General features: G+C 70.7%; 13 protein-coding genes. 5 read left to right on the top strand and 8 right to left on the bottom strand.

The genetic code is table 11. From position 1 onward, the window contains the following. Nucleotides 1-7 precede the first annotated feature (7 nt). The 4 genes from ABT232_RS26040 to ABT232_RS26025 all read left to right on the top strand — a co-directional run bounded on the left by ABT232_RS26040 (nucleotide 8) and on the right by ABT232_RS26025 (nucleotide 3,974). Nucleotides 8-868 carry a fumarylacetoacetate hydrolase family protein gene (locus tag ABT232_RS26040; RefSeq protein WP_351844039.1) on the top strand — a complete coding sequence of 287 codons (861 nt, stop codon included), beginning with the start codon at nucleotides 8-10 and terminating at the stop codon, nucleotides 866-868. A 102-nt stretch (nucleotides 869-970) separates the two neighbouring features. Next, on the top strand, nucleotides 971-1,426 hold the full coding sequence (locus ABT232_RS26035) for a MarR family winged helix-turn-helix transcriptional regulator (RefSeq protein WP_351844037.1): 456 nt from the start codon (nucleotides 971-973) through the stop codon (nucleotides 1,424-1,426). Nucleotides 1,427-1,495: 69 nt separating this feature from the next. Beyond that, complete coding sequence (locus tag ABT232_RS26030; RefSeq protein ID WP_351844034.1) at nucleotides 1,496-2,149, top strand: TetR/AcrR family transcriptional regulator; 654 nt, start codon at nucleotides 1,496-1,498, stop codon at nucleotides 2,147-2,149. 247 nt (nucleotides 2,150-2,396) lie between these two features. Beyond that, the gene (locus ABT232_RS26025; RefSeq protein WP_502975473.1) at nucleotides 2,397-3,974 is read left to right on the top strand and encodes an MDR family MFS transporter; all 1,578 of its coding nucleotides are present in this window, start codon (nucleotides 2,397-2,399) and stop codon (nucleotides 3,972-3,974) included. A gap of 237 nt (nucleotides 3,975-4,211) precedes the next feature. On the opposite strand, the gene ABT232_RS26020 is transcribed toward ABT232_RS26025, so the two are convergent. After that, complete coding sequence (locus ABT232_RS26020; RefSeq protein WP_351844029.1) at nucleotides 4,212-4,388, bottom strand: hypothetical protein; 177 nt, start codon at nucleotides 4,386-4,388, stop codon at nucleotides 4,212-4,214. Between the two features lie 185 nt (nucleotides 4,389-4,573). Beyond that, nucleotides 4,574-5,794, bottom strand: coding sequence for a phospholipase D-like domain-containing protein (locus tag ABT232_RS26015; RefSeq protein ID WP_351844027.1), 1,221 nt, complete (start codon nucleotides 5,792-5,794; stop codon nucleotides 4,574-4,576). Nucleotides 5,795-6,399: 605 nt separating this feature from the next. On the opposite strand from ABT232_RS26015, the gene ABT232_RS26010 reads away from it, so the two are divergent. Next, complete coding sequence (locus ABT232_RS26010) at nucleotides 6,400-7,968, top strand: pectate lyase family protein (protein WP_351844025.1); 1,569 nt, start codon at nucleotides 6,400-6,402, stop codon at nucleotides 7,966-7,968. An 88-nt stretch (nucleotides 7,969-8,056) separates the two neighbouring features. Here ABT232_RS26010 and ABT232_RS26005 read toward each other — a convergent pair whose 3' ends face one another. The 6 genes from ABT232_RS26005 to ABT232_RS25980 form a co-directional block, all read right to left on the bottom strand. Continuing rightward, complete coding sequence (locus ABT232_RS26005) at nucleotides 8,057-8,980, bottom strand: LLM class F420-dependent oxidoreductase (RefSeq protein ID WP_351844022.1); 924 nt, start codon at nucleotides 8,978-8,980, stop codon at nucleotides 8,057-8,059. Continuing rightward, nucleotides 8,971-10,065 (bottom strand): ACP S-malonyltransferase, encoded by a 1,095-nt coding sequence (locus tag ABT232_RS26000; protein WP_351844020.1) that lies wholly within the window; start codon nucleotides 10,063-10,065, stop codon nucleotides 8,971-8,973. Before ABT232_RS26000 ends, ABT232_RS26005 begins: the two co-directional genes overlap by 10 nt. After that, nucleotides 10,062-11,348: a beta-ketoacyl-[acyl-carrier-protein] synthase family protein gene (locus ABT232_RS25995; RefSeq protein ID WP_351844018.1), complete on the bottom strand. Its 1,287-nt coding sequence runs from the start codon at nucleotides 11,346-11,348 to the stop codon at nucleotides 10,062-10,064. Before ABT232_RS25995 ends, ABT232_RS26000 begins: the two co-directional genes overlap by 4 nt. Beyond that, nucleotides 11,345-11,620 (bottom strand): acyl carrier protein, encoded by a 276-nt coding sequence (locus ABT232_RS25990; protein ID WP_351844015.1) that lies wholly within the window; start codon nucleotides 11,618-11,620, stop codon nucleotides 11,345-11,347. Before ABT232_RS25990 ends, ABT232_RS25995 begins: the two co-directional genes overlap by 4 nt. Nucleotides 11,621-11,858: 238 nt before the next feature. Further along, entirely contained in the window at nucleotides 11,859-12,359 is a 501-nt protein-coding gene (locus ABT232_RS25985) for a hypothetical protein (protein WP_351844013.1), read from the bottom strand. A gap of 115 nt (nucleotides 12,360-12,474) precedes the next feature. Next, nucleotides 12,475-21,570: a golvesin C-terminal-like domain-containing protein gene (locus ABT232_RS25980; RefSeq protein WP_351844010.1), complete on the bottom strand. Its 9,096-nt coding sequence runs from the start codon at nucleotides 21,568-21,570 to the stop codon at nucleotides 12,475-12,477. Nucleotides 21,571-21,598 lie beyond the last annotated feature (28 nt).

The raw sequence follows: 21,598 nt of genomic DNA, 5'->3' as shown, positions 1-21,598 counted from the left end.
GGCCATCATGCGCCTGGCCCTGTTCGACAAGGGACGCCTCGGAGTCGTCGACGGCGACGAACTCGTCGATGTGACCGACCGGTTCGCCGGAGCCGGCGGCGCGGCCGGTCTGCTGCACCACCACATCGAGACGGTCGCCGGCGGCGGCACGGCGGACTTCGCACTCGCCGGCCAGCCCCGCGTCCCCCTCGCCGAGGCGGTTCTCCAAGCCCCGCTGCCCCGCCCCGGCAAGATCATCGGCGCGCCGGTCAACTACCTCGACCACAAGGCCGAGATGGAGTACACGACCTCCGTCGCCGACCTCGGCGTCTTCCTCAAGGCGAACTCGTCCGTCATCGGACCCGGCCAGGACATCCTGCTGCCGTACTCGGACATCCGCACCGACCAGGAGGGCGAGCTGGGCGTCGTCATCGGGCGCACCGCCGCACACGTCACCGCGGACGAGGCCCTGGACCACGTCTTCGGCTACACCTGCGTGCTGGACATCACCGTCCGCTCCGGCGAGGACCGCTCGACGCGCAAGTCGTTCGACACCTTCACGCCGCTGGGGCCGTGGATCGTGACCGCCGACGAGATCCCGGACCCGGACCGTCTGGAGCTGCGTTGCGACGTGGGCGGCAGCACCCGTCAGCGCACCAGCACGGCGGACCTCATCTTCGGCGTCCGGGAGCTGATCGCCTACACCTCGTCCGTCATGACGCTGCACCCAGGCGATGTCATCGCGACGGGCACTCCGGCGGGCGTCGGCCCGCTCGGCCACGGCGACCGGGTCGTCGTGGAGATCGAGAGGGTGGGCCGCCTGGAGGTGGGCGTCGACGGCTCCCGGGCCACCCCGTACGCCCGGCGCCCCGGACGGCGGGACCGCTGACGGAACCGTCGTACGCGAGGTGGTGCCGCGCACTCGTAGACTCCGGAACGCGCCGGTCGCGCCTGGGCCGGCACCACCTCGGCGGCAGACGGACGGAGCACTGTGGCGCGCGCACTGGAGCTGCACAACTACATCGGACATCTGATCCGGCGCGCGGAACAGGTGCACACCGCCCTGTGGTCCCAGCAGGTGTCCCGCGAGATCACCTCCCAGCAGTTCGCCGTCCTCAACGCCCTCAGCCGCGACCCCGGCATCGACCAGCGCACCCTCGCCCGTCTCACCTCGCTGGACCGCTCCACGGTCAACCACATGCTGCGCCGGCTGACGGAGCAGCGGTACGTGAGCCAGGTCCGCGACGACGTGGACCGCAGGCGGACCCTGCTGAGCCTCACCGACGAGGGAGCCGCGCTGCTCGACTCCCTCATCCCGTCGGCGGAACAGATCAACGAGCAGTTGCTGCGCTCCCTTCCGGCGAGTGACCGAGCGCTGGCGGTGGACATCCTGCGGCGGATCGCGGCGATGGACGACGGGGCGGGGGATCCCGCGAACGCCTCCTAACGCACCGGACCCGAGCGCTCCAGCGGCGGCGAATTTTGCATCATCTGCAATCTTGCATAGCATGCACCCATGCGGGAGAAGAGCGCTGCCGGGGGCGGGCTGCGGGAGCGGAAGAAGCGGGCGACGCGTGCCGCTCTCACCGAGGCGGCGGTACGCCTCGCGGCCGAGCACGGACTGGAGAAGGTCACCGTCGAGGCGATCGCCCATCAGGCGGGCGTCTCCGTGCGGACGTTCTTCAACTACTTCGACACGCGTGACGACGCCTTCATCCTCCTGGACGCGGACACGGGTGCGCGCGTGAGCCGCGCCCTCCTCGACGCGCCCGGACACCTCTCCCCGCTGGAGGCGCTGCGCGACTCCCTCGCCGCCGAGCTGGTCGAGGCCGAGCAGCGGCACGAGCTGTGGAGTCTGCACGCGGCCGTCCTGCGCGGCGCGCCGCATCTGCTGGTCCGCACCCTGGGCGCCCATCTGGCCGACGAGACGAGTCTGGCCGAGGCGATCACCGAACGGCTCGCAGGACTGCCGCCCGCTCCGGCTCAGACGCCCGAGGAACGGCGTCAGGCGCTGGAGCTGTACCCGCGTCTGCTGGCGGCGGTGGCGGGCACAGCGGTCCGGATCGCCGTGGAGCACTGGTGCTCCCGGCCGGACGAGGCGCCCTTCGCCGATGTGTTCCGAAGGGTGTTCGCACTGCTCGCCGCCGGGCTTCCCGCGCCGCCACGCTGAGCCCGCATCGGGCCGGCCGAGCACCGACCGCCGGTCGTCGGAAGCCGACCGCTACACCGCTGACCGCCGCTGGTCGTTCGCCGACCGATGACCTTCGATCTCCGGCCGGCCCGTCCACCCTCACCGCGCGCTCCGGGCCACGGCACATCCACGCCCCGCCCGGCCACGCGCGGCCGTACGTCCAACCCCTGTCGAAAGAGATGCCGTGACCGCACCACCGGCGCCCGCCCAGGCGCCTCCCACCTCCATGACCCAGCGTCAGATACTCCAGGCCATGTCCGGCCTGATGGCCGGCATGTTCGTCGCCATCCTGGCCGGCACCGTGGTCTCCAACGCGCTGCCGCGGATCATCGCCGACCTGGGCGCGAGCCAGTCCTCGTACACCTGGGTCGTCACCTCCGAGCTGCTGGCGATGACGGCGACCGTCCCGCTGTGGGGCAAGCTGTCGGACCTCTTCAACAAGAAGCTGCTGCTCCAGGCCTCGCTGGGCATGTTCGTCGTGGGCTCGCTGCTGGCCGGCTTCTCGCACGGCGTGGAACTGCTGATCTTCAGCCGGGTGATCCAGGGCATCGGCGCGGGCGGGCTCACCGCCCTCGCCCAGGTCGTGATGGCGTCCGTCATCCCGCCGCGTGAGCTGGGCAAGTACGCCGGTGTCTTCGGCGCGGTCTTCGCCGTCGGCACGGTGGCCGGTCCGCTGGTCGGCGGTGTGCTCGTGGACACCTCCTGGCTGGGCTGGCGCTGGTGCTTCTTCATCGGTGTGCCGTTCGCCCTGCTGGCCATCTTCCTGCTCCAGCGCACCCTGCGGCTGCCCACGGTCCGGCGCAAGGTGAAGATCGATTTCCTGGGCGCCTTCCTGATCGTCGCCGGTGTCTGCGCCCTGCTCATCTGGGTGTCGCTGGCCGGCAACGAGTTCGACTGGGCGTCCTGGCAGACCGCCGCGCTCACCGGCGGCGGTGTGCTGCTGCTGGCCGCCGCGGTCTTCGTCGAGGCCCGCACCCCCGAGCCGGTCATCCCGCTCGGCATCTTCCGCAACCGCACCGTCACGCTCACCACCGTCGCCAGCCTGCTGGTCGGTGTCGCCATGTTCGGCGGAACGGTCTTCCTGTCGCAGTACTTCCAGATCTCGCTGGGCAAGTCGCCGACCGTGGCGGGCCTGATGAGCCTGCCGATGATCCTCGGTCTGCTGGTGTCGTCCACCGTCGCCGGCCAGGTCATCAGCCGCACCGGCAAGTGGAAGCGCTACCTGGTGGCGGGCGCGGTCGTCATGAGCGTCGGTCTCGCCCTGCTGTCGACGATCGACGCCGGCACCCACTTCGCGCTGCTCAGCCTGTTCATGGCCGTCCTCGGCGTCGGTGTGGGCATGCTGATGCAGAACCTGGTGCTGGCCGCGCAGAACGACGTCCCGGCCACCGAACTGGGCGCCGCGACCTCCGTGCTGTCGTTCTTCCGCAGCATGGGCGGCACCATCGGCACCAGCGTCCTGGGCGCGATCCTCGCCAACCGGGTCGCCACCGAGATGGCCGACGGCTTCGCGAAGGCGGGCATCGCCACCGCGGCCGACGGCGGCTCGGGCGGCGAGTCCGGTGTCCCGGACATGACCACCCTGCCCGCCCCGGTCCGGACGATCGTCGAGCACGCCTACGGCGTCGCCACCGCCGACCTGTTCCTGTTCGCGACCCCGTGCGCGCTGCTCGCCGTCGTCGCGGTCGTCTTCATCAAGGAGAAGCCGCTGCAGACCTCCAGCGGCATGGAGCGGCTGGCCGAGGAGTCCGCCGTGGCGGCCGCCGACCGGCGCAGCGACGACCCGTCGGCCCCGGTCGCCTGACGCCGTCGCCTGGCAGGAATGCCGCCGGCCTCCGCATCGCGGGCCGGCGGCATTCTCCGTCGGCGCGCGGAACGGACGGCTGCCGCCGTCCCCTGCGGACCCCGCGGTGGTCCCGGCACGGCGACGCCACGGCCCGGCCGGGAGCCGGCCGCCGCACCATGAGGAGCTACGCGCCGGCCGGCTCCGGGACGACGCCTACGCCTACGCCTACGCCTACGCCTACGCCTACGCCTACGGTCAGCGTGACGGGCCGGGGAACCCGAGCGGGCCGGGCAGGCCGACGCCGGGGCCGGGCGCGACCCGCATCACGGACTCCAGGTCCCGGAGTATGCGGTCGGCTTCGCTTCTCACCTGGGTGGGGATGTCGCCCCGCTCGGCGATCAGGCGGGTGTAGATCGGGGTCTCCTGGAACACGGTGAGGTCTGCTTCCTTCGTTGAGCGGCGGCCGACTGCGGTGACGGGGTCTGCTGACAGGTCTACGGAGATCAGTATCGCCGACCCCGCCGTCCGGCGTGGAAGGGGACCGACATGCGGTCCGCCGCGACGAGGAACCACAGGCGGCGGGCCCGGCCGCTCGACGAGCCCGCGGCCACGGGCCGTCAGCCGCCGCAGGCGGTACGGATCTTGTAGAAGGTGCTCAGGTACCGCGCGTGGTAGTTCGCGCTGACGATCCGTACATACGCCTCGTCCGCCGAGCGCAGCGACGATCCCGTCAGATTGGCGCTGCCCGTGTAGACCCGCGGGGTGAGGTCGCCGTCGAAGTCGCCGTCGATCAGGATCTGCTTGTTGTGCGGACGCACATCGACACCCGGACCGTTCGGGATACGGCATGCGCGGTGCTGGATTCCGGCCGCGGTCAGCTTGCCGGTGATCGTGCTGTCGCTCTCGGCGTAGACGATGTCGACCCAGCAGCCCCTCCCCCGCAGCTCGGCCAGCTTGTCGGCGACCTGGGCGCGGGAGCGGTAGAAGCGGTACATCACGATGCGGATGTCGCTCTGCCGCCGCAGTCCGTCGGCGTCGGTGTAGTTGCAGGTGACGCCGTCGAGCGTGGCGACCACGTTGTCGGTGGCCGGGTTGCCGTAGTCGCTGTCGCCGCGCGGGAAGAAGTGACCCCGGTACTTCGAGCCGGCGGCGGTGGAGAAGTAGGCGTCGTTGTCGCCCGCGGCGAGGGTGCGTCCGCGGCGGAGCCGCTCGTGATAGGCCACGTAGCCGTCGTACACGGCGCCGTCGGCGAAGGTCACCGCGTCGTTGAAGGACTCGACCTTGTACCAGCGGGAGAGGTTGGAGGAGGTCTGGAAGACGACCTTCGAGTAGCTGGTGCCGTCGTCGAACGGGCCGATCCTGGAGAAGGTGAAGAACTTGTTGTGGTTGTAAGCCGGTTGCGGCGGTGCCACGCCCAGGCAGCCGCGCTGGACGTCGTCGACGCCGTCGGCGTCCTCGAAGCGGTCGTCACAGACGACGATCCAGGAGCGGGCCCCGTCGTCGCTGCCGAGGCCCGCCTTCAGCGACCGGTAGGCCGCGTTCCGGTACTCGTCGCCGCTCGCGTCCACATAGGTGGAGTCGTCCACGACGAGCCGGACGTCGACACCTCGGGCATGGGCGGCGAGCAGCGCGTCGGCGACCTCCTGGTCGTCGAACTCGTACACCGAGCCGCGGATGCGCGCCCCGGCGGGCGTCGCGTCGATCAGCCGTACGAGCTGGGTGAAGACGGCCTTCCGTTGCGCCGCGGTGCCCAGCGGGTCGTTGAACACGGGGCCGCCGACGACCGGCTTCGGCAGCGCGGCGGCCGGTGTCGCGCCGCCGAGGACGAGAGCGGTCACCAGACAGAGGACAACGGCGGCGGCGGGCGGCCCCGTTCGGGGACGAGCAGGCAGAAGACTCACACAGGCGAGCTTTCCGTGCCTCGCCCATCCGGGCGCTGACCCCGCGTCAAGTTCATCCGTACGGCGCACAGTGCGGGCGGCCGACGGGTTCGCGGGCCCGGCGCGGGCGGAGAGCGCCGGCGCGCGCCGTCGGCCGGTGCCCCGCTTCCCGCCGGAGAGTGACCAGATGGGCGGCGAGTCGGCGCTTTGCACCCCGTCCCCGTGTCGGCCGTGTCGCTGACCAGGTTCGTTCGTCACATTGGCGCAGAAAACGCTTGCACACAAACGGAGATGAAAGGCCCGATCGCCACCTCGGAGCGATAGTCGGCCTGCGGTGCCGCGACACGGCAACTCCCATTTCAACGCTGCCAAGAGCCTTGCCAGCCCACCTGTCGACCCTTATTGTCGCCCGCTGAAAGCGCTTTCCCAGCCGAGTGATCGAGCTGTCATGGCAGCGTCAATCGCGTTGTGCGGCGCTACGGAGCCGACGGGCCCGCACGGCCCCCGTGTGCGCAGGCGGCGATGACAACACCCGGCATTCAACGACGAATGGGGAGACCAGCATGAGACGACCAGTCGCCATCAGACTCTGCGCGGCACTGGCCACCACCGCCCTCGCGGCCGCCACCGGCGCGGTTCTGTCGACGTCCACGGCGTCGGCGGCCACCGGCGGTGTCACCGGCTACGCCACGCAGAACGGCGGCACCACCGGCGGCGCGGGCGGGCAGACGGTCCGGGCCACCACCGGAACCGCGATCCACACGGCCCTGTGCAACCGGGCCAGCAGCAGCACCCCGATCATCATCCAGGTCGAGGGCACCATCAACCACGCCAACACCGCCAAGGTGTCCGGCAGCAGCTGCAGCACCGCCGCCGGTGTCATCGAGCTCAAGCAGATCAGCAATGTCACGATCGTCGGCGTCGGCAGCGGGGCCGTCTTCGACCAGCTGGGCATCCACATCCGCGAGGCCAGCAACATCATCATCCAGAACGTGACGATCAAGAACGTCAAGAAGTCCGGCTCGCCGATCTCCAACGGCGGCGACGCCATCGGCATGGAGAGCGGCGTCCGCAACGTCTGGGTCGACCACACCACGCTGGAGGCCTCCGGCGGCGAGTCGGAGGGCTACGACGGCCTGTTCGACATGAAGGACAACACCCAGTACGTGACGCTGTCCTACAGCATCCTGCGCAACTCCGGGCGCGGTGGCCTGGTCGGCTCCAGCGAGACCGACCTGTCCAACGGTTACATCACCTACCACCACAACCTGTACGAGAACATCGACTCGCGCGCGCCCCTGCTGCGCGGCGGCATCGCCCACATCTACAACAACCACTACGTCAGCCTGAACGAGTCCGGCATCAACTCCCGGGCCGGCGCGCGCGCCAAGGTGGACAACAACTACTTCAAGGACTCCAAGGACGTCTTGGGCACCTTCTACACCGACGCCGCCGGATACTGGCAGGTCAGCGGCAACATCTTCGACAATGTGACCTGGTCCAGCCCCGGCACCGACAACAAGCCGGCGGGCCCCAACCCGCAGTCCAACACCACGGTCAGCATCCCCTACTCCTACACCCTGGACGCGGCCAGCTGTGTACCGAGCGTCGTGAGCCAGACGGCCGGCGCCAACAAGGGCCTGCGGGTCTCGGACGGCAACTGCACCCCGCAGACGCCCACGCCGACACCGACGCCGACGCCGACCGACCCGACGCCCACGCCGACCCCCACGCCCACGCCGACTCCGACGCCCACCCAGCCCAGCGGGACCAACCTCAGCATCGGGGCCGGGTCCGACGGGTCCAGCAAGGCCGACGGGACGAGCTACGGCAATGTGCGGGACGGCAGCCTGAGCACCTACTGGTCGCCGGCCGGTTCGACCGGTTCCATCTCGATCAAGTGGGGCTCCGCCACCGCGATATCGAAGATCGACATCCGGGAGACGTCCGGCGCCACGGGCCGCATCGGGTCCTGGAGGGTGCTCAACGCCGACACCGGCGCCGTCCTGACCTCAGGCAGCGGCGCGGGCGTCATCACCTTCCCGAGGACGTCCTTGCAGAAGGTCACCTTCGACATCACCGGTTCGAGCGGGACCCCGCAGGTCGCCGAGTTCGAGACCTACGCGGGATAGCACCCGCTTCCCCCGTCCGTCCGGTCCGGAGTCCCCCGGCCCGGACGGACTCGCGCCGTGACGCGCCTCGGGCGGTCACGGCCCGCCGTCAGCCCGCCAGCCCGCCGAGGAACTCCCAGGTGCGGCGCCGGTCGGCGTCGCCGGCGATGTCCGTCCCGGAGAACACCACCTCCGTCGCACCGGCGTCGCGGTAGCGCCGCACCTCGGCCTCGACCGCCTTCTCGTCGCCGATCACCGCGACGTCGGCGGCGCGCTGTCCGCCGGAGAGCTCGATGACCCGGGCGTAGGACGGGAACTGCTCGTAGAACGCCAGCTGTTCGGTGGCCTTCTGCCGTACGGTGTCGACCTGGTCGGTGACCACGCCGTGCACCAGGGCGACGATCCGGGGCGCGGGGCGTCCGGCGGCCTCCGCGGCCGCGGTGAGGGCCGGGACGATGTGCTCGCCCAGGGCGCGCGGTCCGGCGAGATAGGGCAGGATGCCGTCCGCCAGCTCCCCGCTGACCCGCAGCGCCTGGGGTCCCATCGCGGCGACGAGCAGCGGCACGCCCTGCTCGGCGCCCGGGACGCGCGCGGGGAGCGGTGTGGCGGCGGTGAGCAGTTCGCCGTGGAAGTCGGCGTTGCCGGTCTCGGTCAACTGCCGCAGCGCGGTGAGGAATTCACGGAGGCGGGCGATGGGGCGTTCGTAGGGGATGCCGAAGCCGGTCTCGGTCAGCAGCTTGGTGCCGAGGGCGAGGCCGAGGTGGTAGCGGCCGTGGGTGGCGGCCTGGGCCGTCTGCGCCTGGCTGGAGACCAGCAGCGGGTGGCGGCCGAACACGGGGATCGCGGACGTGCCCACGTGCAGCTCGGGCACTTCTCGGCCCACGATCGCCGCGAGCAGCGGTGAGTCCGCGCCGAAGGTCTGCCCGAACCAGGCGGACCGCAGCCCGGCGGCCGCGGCTTCCCGGGCGAGCCGCACGGTGGCGTCGATCTGGTTGCCGGCATCGGTGGCGTTGAGCGTTACTCCTATGGCCATGTCGGTGCCAACCCGGCCCGCCCGTCCGGGAATTCCGTCCTTCTGTGACAGCTGTCTGTCATTTGTGTGTCGTGTTCCGGGGCGGTGCGCAGTGCGGTCGCGAGGCGGTCGCGGACGCGGGCGGGGTCGGCGGGGGTGCGCAGGGGTGCGGCGGTGGTGCAGCCGGTCAGGTTCGCCTTGACCAGGGTGCTGAGCAGGGCTCGGGGGCCGCTGTCGATGAAGGTGGTGTAGCCGGCCTGGTGCAGGGTGCGCAGGGTGCGGCCGAGCGGGAGGGGCCGGGTGAGGTGGTCGGCGGCGGCGCCGCGCAGTTGGGCGGCGGTCCGCGCGGGGCGGCCGGAGGTGGCCGTGTAGACGGTGAGCGCGGGCGGGCGGACCGGCTGGCCGCGCAGCAGCCGGCGGAAGCCGCGGTGGACCTCGGCGAGCAGCGGGTGGTGGAAGGCGGTGCGGCTGGTCAGAGGGGTGGCGCGGTGGCCGCGGTCGCGCACCGCCTGCCGGGCGAGGGCGAGTTCGTCGCCGGGGCCGGCGAGGACCGTCTGGCCGGGGGCGTTGCGGGCGGCGATCCGGAGCCGGGGCAGGCAGCAGGTGTCGAGCAGGTGGGCCGCCTCGTCGGCGGTCATGTCGGTGGCCAGCAGGCCGGCGGCGGGCAGTGCGGCGTCGCGCAGCATCCGGTCGCGGACGCACAGCAGCCAGGCGCCCTGCTGCACGGTGACGGCCCCGGCCACGGTGAGCGCGGCGAGGTCGCCGACGCTGTGGCCGAGGACGGCGTCGACGGGTGTGCGCAGGGTGCCGAGCAGGACGGTGGCCGAGGCGACGACCGCGGCGTAGGTGGCCAGGTCGAAGGCGAGGGGGTGCAGGGTGAGGAGTTCCTCGGGGCCGGGTGCGCCGGCGTCGGTGAGGAGGCGGCTGACCGGGGGCGCGGGGCCGTAGCGGTCGGCGGCGAGGGTGTCGACCGCTTCCAGTACGTCCCGGACGGCGAGGACGGAGCGCAGGTGGCGGAGGGCGCCCGGGAGGTAGGCGCCCTGTCCGGGGCACATCAGTACGGTGCCCGCCGGGGGTGCGGCGGGGGCGGGCTCGGGGCGGGTCATGAGGCGGTGGTGAAGGCCAGCGCCACGTTGTGTCCGCCGAACCCCATGCTGGTGCTGACGGCGGCCAGCGGGCCGGCGGGCAGCGGGCGGGGGTCCGGGCCGACGACGTCGAGGCCGATCGCCGGGTCCAGGCGGTCGAGGCTGCACGCGGGCGGTGCGATGCGCTCGCGCAGGGCGAGCACGGTGAGGACGGCCTCGATGGCTCCGGCGGCGCCCAGGGTGTGGCCGAGGGCGGCCTTGGGCGCGCTGACCACCACGTCGTCCAGCGCGGCCCCGAAGACAGCGCGCAGCGCCTGGGCCTCGCACAGATCCCCTACGGGGGTGGAGGTGGCGTGGGCGTCGATGTGCCGGATCTCGTCCGCGGCGAGCCGTGCGTCGTCGAGGGCGGCGGTGACGGCGGCGGCGCAGCCGGTGCCGCCCGGGGCGGGCTGGGCGACGTGGTGGCTGTCGTTGGTGATGCCCGCGCCCGCGAGGTAGCCGTGCACGCGGGCGCCGCGGGCCCGGGCGTGGGCGACGCTCTCCAGGACGAGCATGCCGGCGCCCTCGCCCATGACGAAGCCGTCGCGGTCGGCGTCGAAGGGGCGGGAGGCCCGCTGCGGGTCGTCGTGGTGCCGGGACAGGGCCTGGAGGCGGGCGAACCCGGCGAAGGCGACGGGGACCAGGGCGGCCTCGGTGCCGCCCGCGATCACGAGGTCGGCGTGGCCGTCCCGGATGAGGGTGAGGGCCTGGGCGAGGGCTTCGGCGCCGGCGGCGCAGGCGCTGACGGGTGTGTGCACCCGGGCCTTGGCGCCGGCCAGCAGACCTACTTCGGCCGCGGGGTGGTTGGGCAGCATCATCGGGATGGTGCGCGGGCCGACCCGGGATGCGCCGCCGGTCTCCAGGCGGCGGTTCTGCTCCACGATGGTGCCGAGGCCGCCGAGCCCCACTCCGACGGCCGCGGCGACGCGGGCGCCGGCCTCGGCGAGGGCGGTCCGGTCGGGCAGGCCCGCGTCGCGCATGGCTTCCTGGGCGGCGACCAGGGCGAGTTGGGCGGAGCGGTCGCAGTGCGAGGCCTTCACCGCCGGCAGCACCGTCCGGGGGTCGACGGCGGCGCGCGCGGCGAGATACGTCCGCGTGGGGCCGTCCGGCGGGCCGATCTCGACGCGGTCGACGCCGCTCTTCCCGGCCAGCAGGGCCGTCCAGGTGGAGGGCACGTCACCGCCGAGGGCCGTGCTGACGCCCAGTCCCGTGACGGCGGCGACCGCGTGCGCGCGGGCCGGGTCGCGTCGGTGCCCCGGCGTCACGAGGCCTCACCGGCCGGAGCGGGCACGACGGCGGCCAGATGGGTGATGATCTGGCGCACCGTGGTGAGCTGCTCGGCCTGCTCCGTGGGCACCTCGATCTGCCAGTGGTCCTCGATGGCGGCGACCAGTTCCAGCCGGGCCAGGGAGTCGACGCCCAGGTCGTCCTTGAGCGAGCTGTCGACGTCGATGTCCTCGGTCGCCAGGTCCTCGACCGTGGCGGCCAGCAGTTCCTGGACTACGTCGAACAGGTGGCGTTCCTCAGCGGTCAGCACGGGTGTCCCTCCTCGTGGTCGGTGCGGGGCGCGGGGCCCGCTCCGGCGTCCTGCCGGATGCACGCCGACAGCCTTTCCGGGCTTTCGGAGGGGCAAGCGGCGGGTGAGGAGGGACGAGGGTGCATCAGGGGCAGCCGAGGGGCGCTTGCCGGGAGAGGCCGGCCTCAGCTCGTCCCCGGGCGCCCCGCTTCGGACTCAGGGTCCGGCGCGGTGAGTCCGTAAGGGGGGTGGTGCCCGGTCAGGACGCCCGGGACCGTGCCAGCCGTTCCTTCTGCACCTCGACGGCACGGCGGCAGCGCGGGTTCTCGCGCTCCATGTCCACCGTGACGATCCGGCCCAGCGCCTCGTGCTGGAGGACGATCTCGTAGCAGGCGTCGAGTCCGTCGCCCACTCCCGTCCAGTCCATCTGATCGGTGGCGAACTGCGTCACCTGGCCGAAGAACAGCCGCAGCGCGGCGCCCGCGTTCGGGGAGAGGGAGTCGGACTCCAGGAACGCGGCCTCGAAGAACCGCTCCTCGTCGAAGTCCGGCACCTCCCCCGCACGCTCGAATTGCCGCAGCAGCGCCGTCCCTTCGTCGACGAAGGCCAGCGTGTCGGAGTCGAACAGGGCCTCGCGCGGGCCGCCCAGCAGAGGCACGGTGGCCTCCAGCACGTCCAGGAGGGCCCCGACCGCCGCTCGGCGGGTGGCGAAGACCTCCTCGAAGTCCACCCCGGAGAACTCCTCGCTCCACAGCGTCATCCCATCCCCTTTCCTCGCGTTTCCCGGCGTTTCCTCGCGCGCGTCCGCGCACAGTAGCAGCGGAGCGCCGAGTGGCCCCCGGGCGTCCCGGGGGCCACTCGGCGCTCATTTCTCCTTACCTGTCCCAGGGAGCGACGCGGTCCCGCTCCCAGAGTTCGATGTCGCCGAACTCGGGCTCGTTCGCGCGTCCCGCGCAGTTCTGGCGCTGCGGGCCGCAGGCCTTGCGGGACGAGGCGACCGTGCCGGGGCCGATCAGGGTTCCGTCCTGGTGGGCGTTCATGAAGATCTGCTCGGCGTCGGTCTCCAGCTTCGGAGTGGTGTACTCGGCGCCGTACAGCCGCTCGTAGCCCAGCTCCTCCGCCTTGTCCTTCATGGCGGGCGTCGCCCGGTTGTTGTTGGTGGTGTAGTACTTCACATCACCGAACTTGCCGGTCGCCACCGTGGTGCCCTGCTCGGCGATCCGTGCTCCCGCGGAGTCCGGGTCCATGCCCTTGGTCCGCGCGTCGTGGATGGCCTCGGCGTCGTCGAGCAGTTGCCGGGCCTCGTCGTCGGAGACCGGGCAGGTGCCCGGGGCGACACGTCGGTCCTCGTTGTGGGTGAGGACGTCGACGCCGCCGACCTGCACGTAGAAGACGTGCTGGCCCTCGACGGTGAGGTTGTGCACCCGCTGGCTGCGGTGGGTGTCGTCGACCGCGGTGATCTGCACCCAGGTGCCGGCCGCGGTCTGCAGCCACATGCCCGGCTCGAGTTCGCCGGCGTCGAACCACTTGCCGAAGTCGGGCACCCAGTACGGGTGCTCGTCGGTGGAGGTGATCGTGGACGGCTCCGCGTCGCCGTTCGCGCCGTCGGTGTCGACGGTCAGGGTGACCAGGTGCTTGTCACCGGCGTGGTCACGGGTGTCGGTGATCTGGCGGCCCTGGACGTCACCGGTCTCCGGGTCGGAGGCCAGGACGAACTCGCCCTCCTTCAGGTCCTCGATGTTCTTCCGGGACCCGTCGGCCATCAGCACCTTGGTGCCCGGCACGAAGCTGTTGCGCTTCACCGGGCAGCTCGGCGCGTCCGGTTCGTCGGCCTTCTTGGCCGGGGTGGCCGCGTCGGCGGTGTTCTCCGCCTTCTTGGCGTCGTTCGCCGAGTCGACGGCGTCGATGCCCTTCTTGGCGTACTTGCCGGCCTTGACCGCCGAGGCCCCGTACCCGACCAGCGGGATGGCGGAGCTCATGGACAGGGCCGCGTCGACGTAGTTGCCCTCGGCGGCGTACCAGATGCCGTTGGCGACGTCGGCGACCTCTCCGACGACCGGGACGAGACCCACCACGTCGAGTGCCGCGTGGCCGATGTCGGACAGGGAGAGCCCGAACAGGTGGCCGTCGAGTTCGACGAAGCTGATCGGGTTGCCGCCCGCGAAGGCGTAGCGGTTGCCGGTGAACGGGTCGGTGGCCAGGGACATGTCCGCCATGGCGCCGCTGTAGGAGTCCCGGGTGAGGAAGCGGTTCAGGCCCGGGTCGTAGTTGCGGAAGCCCATGTCGTACGTGCCGGAGCCGCCGTCCCAGCGGGAGGAGTTGAAGCGGAAGGTGTTGTAGTCCTCCTGCTCCTCGCCGCCCGTGCCGGGCTTGTCGGCGCCGGTCATCTGGGACTCGTCGGCAGCGCCGTAGGCGGTGTAGCCGTACGTGGCGCGGGTCTTGCCGTCCTCCTTGGTGATCGCCTCGACGTCGCCGCGCGGGCTGGTGACGAACTGCGAGTACTCCTTGGCGCCGTCGTCCTTGTGCTTGATCTGGGTGGCCCGCTGGCCGCCGGCGAGGTACTGGTAGTCCTTGTCGGCCTTGCCGTCGACGGTCTCCCGCAGCAGCGTGCTGTCCAGGCCGAGGTAGGTGAAGGCCGTGGTCTTCGACTCGGCGCCGGAGTCGGTCGTGGTGACCGTCCGGTCGAACGGGTCGTAGGTGTAGGAGGTCGTCACCGCGGCGGCGCCGGTGCCGGCGCGGACCTTGGCGGTGCGGTCGAAGCCGTCGTAGTAGTACTTCTGGGTGGTCTGGCCTCCGGAGCTGACCGTGTCGAGACGGCCCAGCGGGTCGTAGTTGTAGGTGGCGGTGACACCGTTGGTGGTCGCCGACAGCAGCCGGTTGCGGTCGTAGCGCTGGGTGGTGGTGATGTCGTCGACGGTCTGCTCGACGACGTTGCTGTTGCGGTCGTAGGTGTACGACTCGGTGGTGGGGTCGTCACCGGCCTTGTCGACCTTGGTGACGCGGTCCTGCGGGTCGTAGGTGTAGGTGTAGGTGTTGTTGATGTACGCCGCGTTGTCGTCGGCGTTCATCAGCTTCAGCGTGTCCTTGGAGCGGTGCCCGTTGAGGGAGTACTCCAGGTCGTGCTGGGCGACCACCGTGCCGCCGGAGGTCTTCTCCAGGGACTGCCGCACCGACCCGTCGAGGTAGTACCGCATGTCCAGGGTGTTGCCGTTGGGCTTGGTCTGCCGCAGCAGCTGCCCGCGGGCGGTGTAGGTCATGGAGGAGATCTGCTGGTTGCCCGCGGTGGGCGAGTCGGCGTTGGTGACCTTCTTGACCAGGTCGCGCTCGTCGTACTCGATCTTCGACCAGGTCAGGTCGTGCTTCGAGGTGAGCGGGTTGCCGATCTCGTTGTAGGTCAGCTCGGTGGTGTTCTTCACCGTGCCGGCCGTGAGCTCCTCGACCTTGGTGATGCGGTTCAGACCGTCGTAGGCGATCTTGTAGGTGTCGGTCTTCGCGCCGGGCGAGAGGTCCTTGACCTCGACCATGTCGCCGTTGGCGTTGTACTTGTAGGTGAACTCCTTCTTCTCGTCGTCGGTGTCGCCGCCGTTGTCGCGGACCAGCTTCACCGCGTCGGCGAGGACGGTGCCGTTCGCCTGGTCGGTGACGGTGACCTTCTGCGGGCCGTCCTCGACGAAGGCGTACGAGCCCAGGGAGATCCACTCGCCCGCGCGCTGCGTCTGGTCGACGGTCTTCGTGGCGGAGCCGCCGTCGTGGTCGACCTTGAACTTGGCGTCGGTCGCCGCGCCGTTGAGCCGCGGATGGCGGACCAGGACCTCGTAGGTGCCGTTCTGCGGGATGTTCAGCTGCCACGAGAAGGAGGCGCTGCCGTCGCCCGCGGCGTGCGAGAAGGTGTTGTAGCCGTACTGCTTCTCGGCCTCGGTGCGCGTCCAGCTGCCCTGGGTGGCGGTGTTGTTGAAGTCCGAGCTGTCGACGAGGACCACGTGACGGCCGACGGGCACGCCGTCGTCGGAGTGCGAGCGCTGATTGCCGGACGGGTAGAAGTCCCAGGTGATGGTGCGCTGCTGGGAGCCGCCCGCGGAGGTCAGGGTGTTCTTCGTCTGCTGGCCGAGCTTGTTGTACGCGTAGGACGTGGTGATGTCCCACGGGTCGGTGGTCGTCTCGGTCCAGCCGTTGTCGAAGTACGTGTACTTGGTGACGTTGCGGACCGACTGGCCGTCGGACGGCGGTGCGGAGACCTCGCTGAGGTTGCCGACCTCGTCGTAGAAGTAGAAGGTGGAGTCCGGTGCGGAGTACCGGCTGTCACCCTCGTCGAACGGGGAGCGCTCCTCCTTGACCCGGTTCAGCTCGTCGTAGACGGTCTCCGCGGTGAAGTCGGTGGTGTCGTCCGTGGTGGCGACGCCTCGCGGAGTGATCGTCTTGGTGCGGTTGCCGACCTGGTCGTAGACGTAGCGCGTGGTGCGGTAGCTGATCTCCCCGGAGGAGTTCTCGCTCACCGGGACCTTCGACTGGACCAGGGCGCCGCGCTCGTCGTACTCGGCGAGCGACTCGTTGCCCTCCGCGTCCGTCTGGGCGATCTGGAGCCCGTCCTTGTCGTAGCGGACGGAGGTGGTCCACTCCAGCGCGTCGATCGTCCTGATCTTGCGGTGGTTGAGGTCGTACTCGTAGCGGGTGGTGTAGTCGTCGGGGTCGGCGGTGGCGTTCTTGCGGGCGTCGACGACCTTCACCAGGTTGCCGACGTTGTCGTAGTGGGCCGTGGATCTGTGGCCCTCGGCGTCGACGACCTCGATCGGCTGGTACACCGAGTCGTAGCGCGTGGTGCTGGTGAAGTCCCCAACCGTGGCGGTCAGGTTGCCCTGCGGCCCGGTCTGGGTGAGGACGTTGCCGACCTTGTCGTAGGTGAAGGTGGACTTGCGTCCGGGGTCTCCGGCCTCGTCGCCGGGTGCGGTGTTCTCCAGGACCTGGTCGGCCTTGTCGTACACCGAGGTGGTCTCGGTGCCGTTCGCGGCGTACGCCTTGGTGATGTTGTCGTTGGCGTCGTAGACCGGGGCCGGGGTGACGATGAAGTCGCCGGCGGCCTGGTCCTTGGGCTCCTTCTTGTCCAGGGGCCGGCCGAAGACGTCGTAGGCCTGGGTGACCTCGGCGCCCTTGGCGTTGACGACCTTGGTGACATTGCCCCGGACGTCGTACTCGGAGCGCGAGGGGTGGTCGAGGGGGTCGAGGATGGTCTCCGGGTAGCCGACCGGGTCGTAGTCCTTGTACTCGGTGTCGTGCCCGTTGGCGTCGATCTCCTTGGTGACCTGGCCGTACTGGTCGTACTCCGTGCGGGAGGTGTAGTCGCCCGCGACGTCGGTGGTGGCGACGCCCTTGGGGTCGGTGACCGAGGTCAGGTTGCCCCTGGTGTCGTAGCCGAGCCGGTAGGTGCGGCCCTCCGGCGACTTCTTCTCGAAGAGGTCGGCGACATGGCCGTTCAGACCGTAGGAGTAGGTGTAGGTACGGGCCGCGGTGCCGTTCTTGTTGGCCTCGGCGTCCTTCTCCTCCAGCGGGTAACCCGTCTTGGTGTCGTACTTGTACGTGGTGACGGCCCCGTTGGCCTCCTCCAGCCGGGTGACGTTGTTGTCGGTGTCCCAGCCCAGCTTCGTCGTCTCCGACTTGGCGTTGGTGATGGTGTTGGGACGGCCGTACCCGTCGAGCGACTGGACGGCGGCGTTGCCCTCCGCGTCGGTCACCTTGGTCTGGATGAACGAGCCGCCGGTGCCGTCGGGGTCGGTGTACACGTACCCGGTGGCGCCGCCGAGGCGGTCGGTGATGGTCTGCGTGTTCCAGTGGAACTTCGGGTCGTCGCCCTCGCTCGGGTAGTAGTAGTCCAGCGAGGTGGCGTTGCCGCGCGGGTCGGTGACCTTGACCAGCTTGGCGTTCTTGTTGCCCTGCTCCATGTCGTAGGTGAAGCCGAACACCTTGGGCTGGGCGCTGCCCGCGCCGTCGGTGAGCTTGGTGAGCAGGCCCTTGTCGGAGTACTCGAAGGTGATCTTGCGCCCGGAGACGTCGGTCATCGACTTGACGTGGTCGATGATCTTCGGGCTGCTGGTGTCGGCCTTCGTGTAGTACGTGACGGTGAGCGACTGCCGGGCGGTCGGGTCCTCGATGTAGGTGAGGAACTTGACCGGCTTGTTGTTCGACTTGCGCTCGGCGTACGTGTACGTCTGGGTGTTGCCGTTCTTGTCGGTGATCGACGTGAGGTAGCCGTCGCAGTCGAAGAAGAACTGGGTGCGGTCCGGGCGGGTCAGCGACCAGGCCTTCGGGTCGCCGTCCTTGTCCGGGGTGCAGTCCACGCCCGCGCCCTGCCGCAGCAGGTAGTGCACGCCCGCCGGGGCCCGCCAGGTGCCGTCGTCCTGCTTGCGGAAGACGTGCGCGGTGCCGTCACCGTCCGGGAGGGTGACCTCGGTGGGGTGCGGGTTGGGGTGGAGGTCCAGCGCCGCGCCGAGCCGCATCGGCATCGCCGCCTGCGCCGACCAGCCGTGGCCGAGGACGGTGTCGGAGGTGTCCTGGGAGTTGTACGCGAACCGCACGAACGTGGACAGGCCGCGGCCGGGGTTGGAGAACGCGTTGTACTGCCAGACGCTGTTGCCCGCGTACAGGTTGGTCATCAGCGATGAACCGGCACCCGTGTTCTTGCCCGCGTACGAGTAGAACTTCTCCAGGCCGAGCTGGTTGGAGGTCGGGTCCTCGGTGCGGACGTTCTGCGCCAGCGGCGCGATGCCCTCGGTGCCGGACAGCCAGCTGCCGGTGGCGGTGTTCTTCAGGTCCCACTTGAGCACGTACTCCAGGCGCTTGTTGCCCGAGTCCGAGTTGATGGGGGCCTTGAGCCGGGCCGGGACCGTCACGGAGTCGCCCGGCAGGACCCGGTCCGGCAGGGCCGTCTCCAGCTGGTTGCCGCCGGTGGTGGCGTCCGTGCCGTCCGGCAGCGACCAGGTGTAGGAGAGCGCGCGGGTGCCCGCCTCCCACACACCGGTGGTGGTGTTGGTGACGGTGACGTCGACCGTGTACTCGTCACCCGGGATCATCCGGGACGGCGTGTAGGGGGCGTGGTAGGTGCTCTCCGTCGACTTCGACAGGTAGGTCACGACCAGCTGCGGGCGCAGCTGCGCCTCCTCCGCCTCGGAGGACAGGAACAGCGTGCGCTCGCGCGGGCCGGCCGTCGACTCGTCGCGCAGCTTGATCGCGACACCGTGGTTGCCCGCCGGGTTCGTGATCCAGCTCTGCGCCAGCGAGGTGACGTACCAGAACTGCCGCGCCGGGTCGTTGGTGACCGTGCCGACCGTGTCGGAGACGGCCGGGTCCATGTCGCCGCCGGCGCTCGTCCACGAGGTCGTGGAGTCGGCCTTCGACCAGGACGCGGCCGCCTCGTCGAAGTCACGGGTCAGCCCGTGCGCCTCGTAGATCGCGCCGGAGGACTCCGTCGAGGTCTGGAAGCCCCACAGGTTCAGCTGCGCCTCCAGCACCCGGGCGGAGGACGGGATGTCGCCGAGGCCGGGGAACTTCAGCAGGGCGCGGGTGGTGCCGTAGGTCGCCGAGTTGTTGCCGACCGACAGCCACGGGTGGGTGACTCCGGCGTCGGAGAGCGTGTCGTGGCCGGTGCCCGGCTGCGCGGAGGACAGCGTGGTGTCGCTCTGGCCGGCCTGGAGGACCACGGTGGTGCGGCCCGCCTTCGGCAGCCGTACCAGTTCGCTGCGGGACGGCAGGATGCGGCCGTCCGCGGTCTTCACCGCGACCATGTAGTAGTACGCGTCACCGAACTCCTCGGCGGAGTCCGCCGGAGTCGGCCGGGCCGAGGTGTCCGTGAAGGCGCGGGTGTCCTTGGCGACCGGCGAGACCAGGGTCTGCGAGGACGGCGTGAAGTGCTGGAAGACGCTGCGGTGGACCTGGTACTCGACGATGTCGTCGCCGGGCGAGGTCGAGGGGGCGGTGTAGGCGGGCCAGGACAGCTCCGCGCCGGTCGAGTGGACGACCTTCGGCGGGTCGACGTCGACGCCCTGGTCGCCCCAGGTGAGGACCAGCTTGGGGTAGTTGGCGACCTCGCCCTTGTAGGCGAACTCGGCGGCCTCGTAGCGCGGGCCGCCCTTGGGGGCGCTCGCGGACTCGTCGGCGGCCTTCACCACGAAGCCGTGGTTCTCGTACGTCCCGTCCAGCCACTGCTGCACGGTCCGGGTCACCGGGAAGGTGTGCCAGGCGTTGGCCTCCTGCGCCGGCTTGGTGACCACGCCGCCCTTGGTGAAGCGCACCGCGTCGGCGAGGACGGCGGTGGACGTCGAGGCGGGGCCGTCGCCGAGCACGACCTGACCGGTGGTGCCCGCCTTGAACGGGTGCTTGCCGAGCGGCTTCCAGACGCCCTCGGTGCCCGCCTGCTGGTTCACCTGGTAGGTCTTGCTGCCGCCCTCGTACGTCACCGTGTACGGCGCGGCGGTGGCGCGGTCGGAGGCCGGGACGTAGTGCACGTCGACCTGGTAGTCGCCGTCCTCCGGCAGGCTCGGACGCCAGGTGTACTTGTCGCCCGCGGTGGCGTCCTTGTTGTACCGGTAGTCCTGGCCGATCGCGTACTGGGTGTACGCGGTGTTGCCCGAGGTCGGCCAGGCGCCCTGCGCGGCGGTGGTCCCGGTGTCGCCGTCGTCCACGACGACGGAGGTGCCGGACAGCTCACCGGTGATGCCGCTGGCGTTGTTCCAGGTCGCCCCGGTCTCCGTCCAGGCGGTGGTGGCGCGGTGGGCCTCCAGCTGCACCTCGGTGGCGCCGGTGGTGTGGGTCTGGTCGTAGTACAGCTTCAGTTCGGCCGAATCCAGCCGGGTGCCCGCCGGGACCCCGGACAGGCCGAACCGCAGCAGCGCCCGTGAGCTGCCGGTGCTGGTGTTGCCGACCGACAGGCGCCACAGATCGGCGTAGTTGGCGGTCGGGTCGTCGGAGGAGATCATCGCGTCCGCGGACTGCGTCGGGGTCGGCGCGATGGTCACGGTCGGGTCGATGGTCACCGGGTACGCGCGCTCCTGCGCCGCCAGCCACTTCGCGTCCGGGCGCAGGGTGACGCGGTACGCGCCGTCCTTGCCGGTGAGGGTCTGGCGGACGGCGTCCGTGCCCTTGGTGCCGTAGGCGGAGCTCGCGTCCTTCTTGGCGTCCGTCATGAACGGCGCGGGGATGACCAGGGCGGGGACACCGACCGGCGAGTTCTCGCCGTACAGCGAGATGGTGCCGTTCTTCTCCGCCTTGGCGGTCAGGCCGCCGGTGGTGAGCGTGAACTCGAAGGACGGGGTGCCCTTCGGCCGCTCGGTGAGGACGATGTCCTCCTTCACGCTGCCGTTGCCGACGGTGTAGGCGAGGTCGACGCCCTCGCCGAGCGCGTCCTCGTAGGTGACGACGTCGCCGTCGGCCACGGGGGTCAGCTCGCGGGCGGCGGAGTCCTTCAGGCCGATGGCGACCCAGTGGCCCTTGTCGAGCTCGTAGCGGACCAGCTCGCCCGGGCGGGAGCCGAAGTAGGTCTTCGCCAGGTTGGTGGTGTTGGCCTTCTCGAACCCCTTGCGGTCGGTACCGGTGACCGCGGTGTCGATCGGCTTCCACTCGGTGTCCGCGCCCTTGCCCGCCGGGTACGAGGTGGGCAGCGCCGACACCTCGGACCGCACCCGTCCGTCGGACATCCGCCAGTGCCGGGAGTACGGGGTGCGGAGGTCCGTCAGTTCCTTGACCCGCTTGGCCCTGGGCGCGTCCTCGGCCTTGGCGAGGCGTTCGTTCGCGGGGACGTCGGTGTCGGGGAGCTTGGGCGCTTCGGCCGGCTCCGGGTCCTGGTCGGTGAAGAGGTCGCTGATCGAGTCGACCAGCCGCCCCGTATCGGGTGGCGCCGCGAACGCGGGAGTCATCGGCGCCATGGTCATGACGACCGCCAGCGCCGCGCTCGTGGCCAGGAGCCTGGCGGCTCTCGGTCTGCGCATCGGTTTCCCTTCGAAGGAACCACGTACC

The sequence above is a fragment of the Streptomyces sp. NPDC001532 genome (genome assembly GCF_040298625.1).
Classification (GTDB): domain Bacteria; phylum Actinomycetota; class Actinomycetes; order Streptomycetales; family Streptomycetaceae; genus Streptomyces.
The sequence above is the reverse complement of the archived record's forward strand: the minus strand, read 5'-3'. Positions and strand labels throughout refer to the sequence as shown.

What these genes read in the sequence shown, in the direction of transcription:
- ABT232_RS26000 (WP_351844020.1), bottom strand. Translation starts at nt 10,065, where the DNA reads ATGACCCGCCCCGAGCCCGCCCCCGCCGCACCCCCGGCGGGCACCGTA.
- ABT232_RS26025 (WP_502975473.1), top strand. Translation starts at nt 2,397, where the DNA reads ATGACCCAGCGTCAGATACTCCAGGCCATGTCCGGCCTGATGGCCGGC.
- ABT232_RS26030 (WP_351844034.1), top strand. Translation starts at nt 1,496, where the DNA reads ATGCGGGAGAAGAGCGCTGCCGGGGGCGGGCTGCGGGAGCGGAAGAAG.
- ABT232_RS26040 (WP_351844039.1), top strand. Translation starts at nt 8, where the DNA reads ATGCGCCTGGCCCTGTTCGACAAGGGACGCCTCGGAGTCGTCGACGGC.
- ABT232_RS25985 (WP_351844013.1), bottom strand. Translation starts at nt 12,359, where the DNA reads ATGACGCTGTGGAGCGAGGAGTTCTCCGGGGTGGACTTCGAGGAGGTC.
- ABT232_RS26005 (WP_351844022.1), bottom strand. Translation starts at nt 8,980, where the DNA reads ATGGCCATAGGAGTAACGCTCAACGCCACCGATGCCGGCAACCAGATC.
- ABT232_RS25980 (WP_351844010.1), bottom strand. Translation starts at nt 21,570, where the DNA reads ATGCGCAGACCGAGAGCCGCCAGGCTCCTGGCCACGAGCGCGGCGCTG.
- ABT232_RS26010 (WP_351844025.1), top strand. Translation starts at nt 6,400, where the DNA reads ATGAGACGACCAGTCGCCATCAGACTCTGCGCGGCACTGGCCACCACC.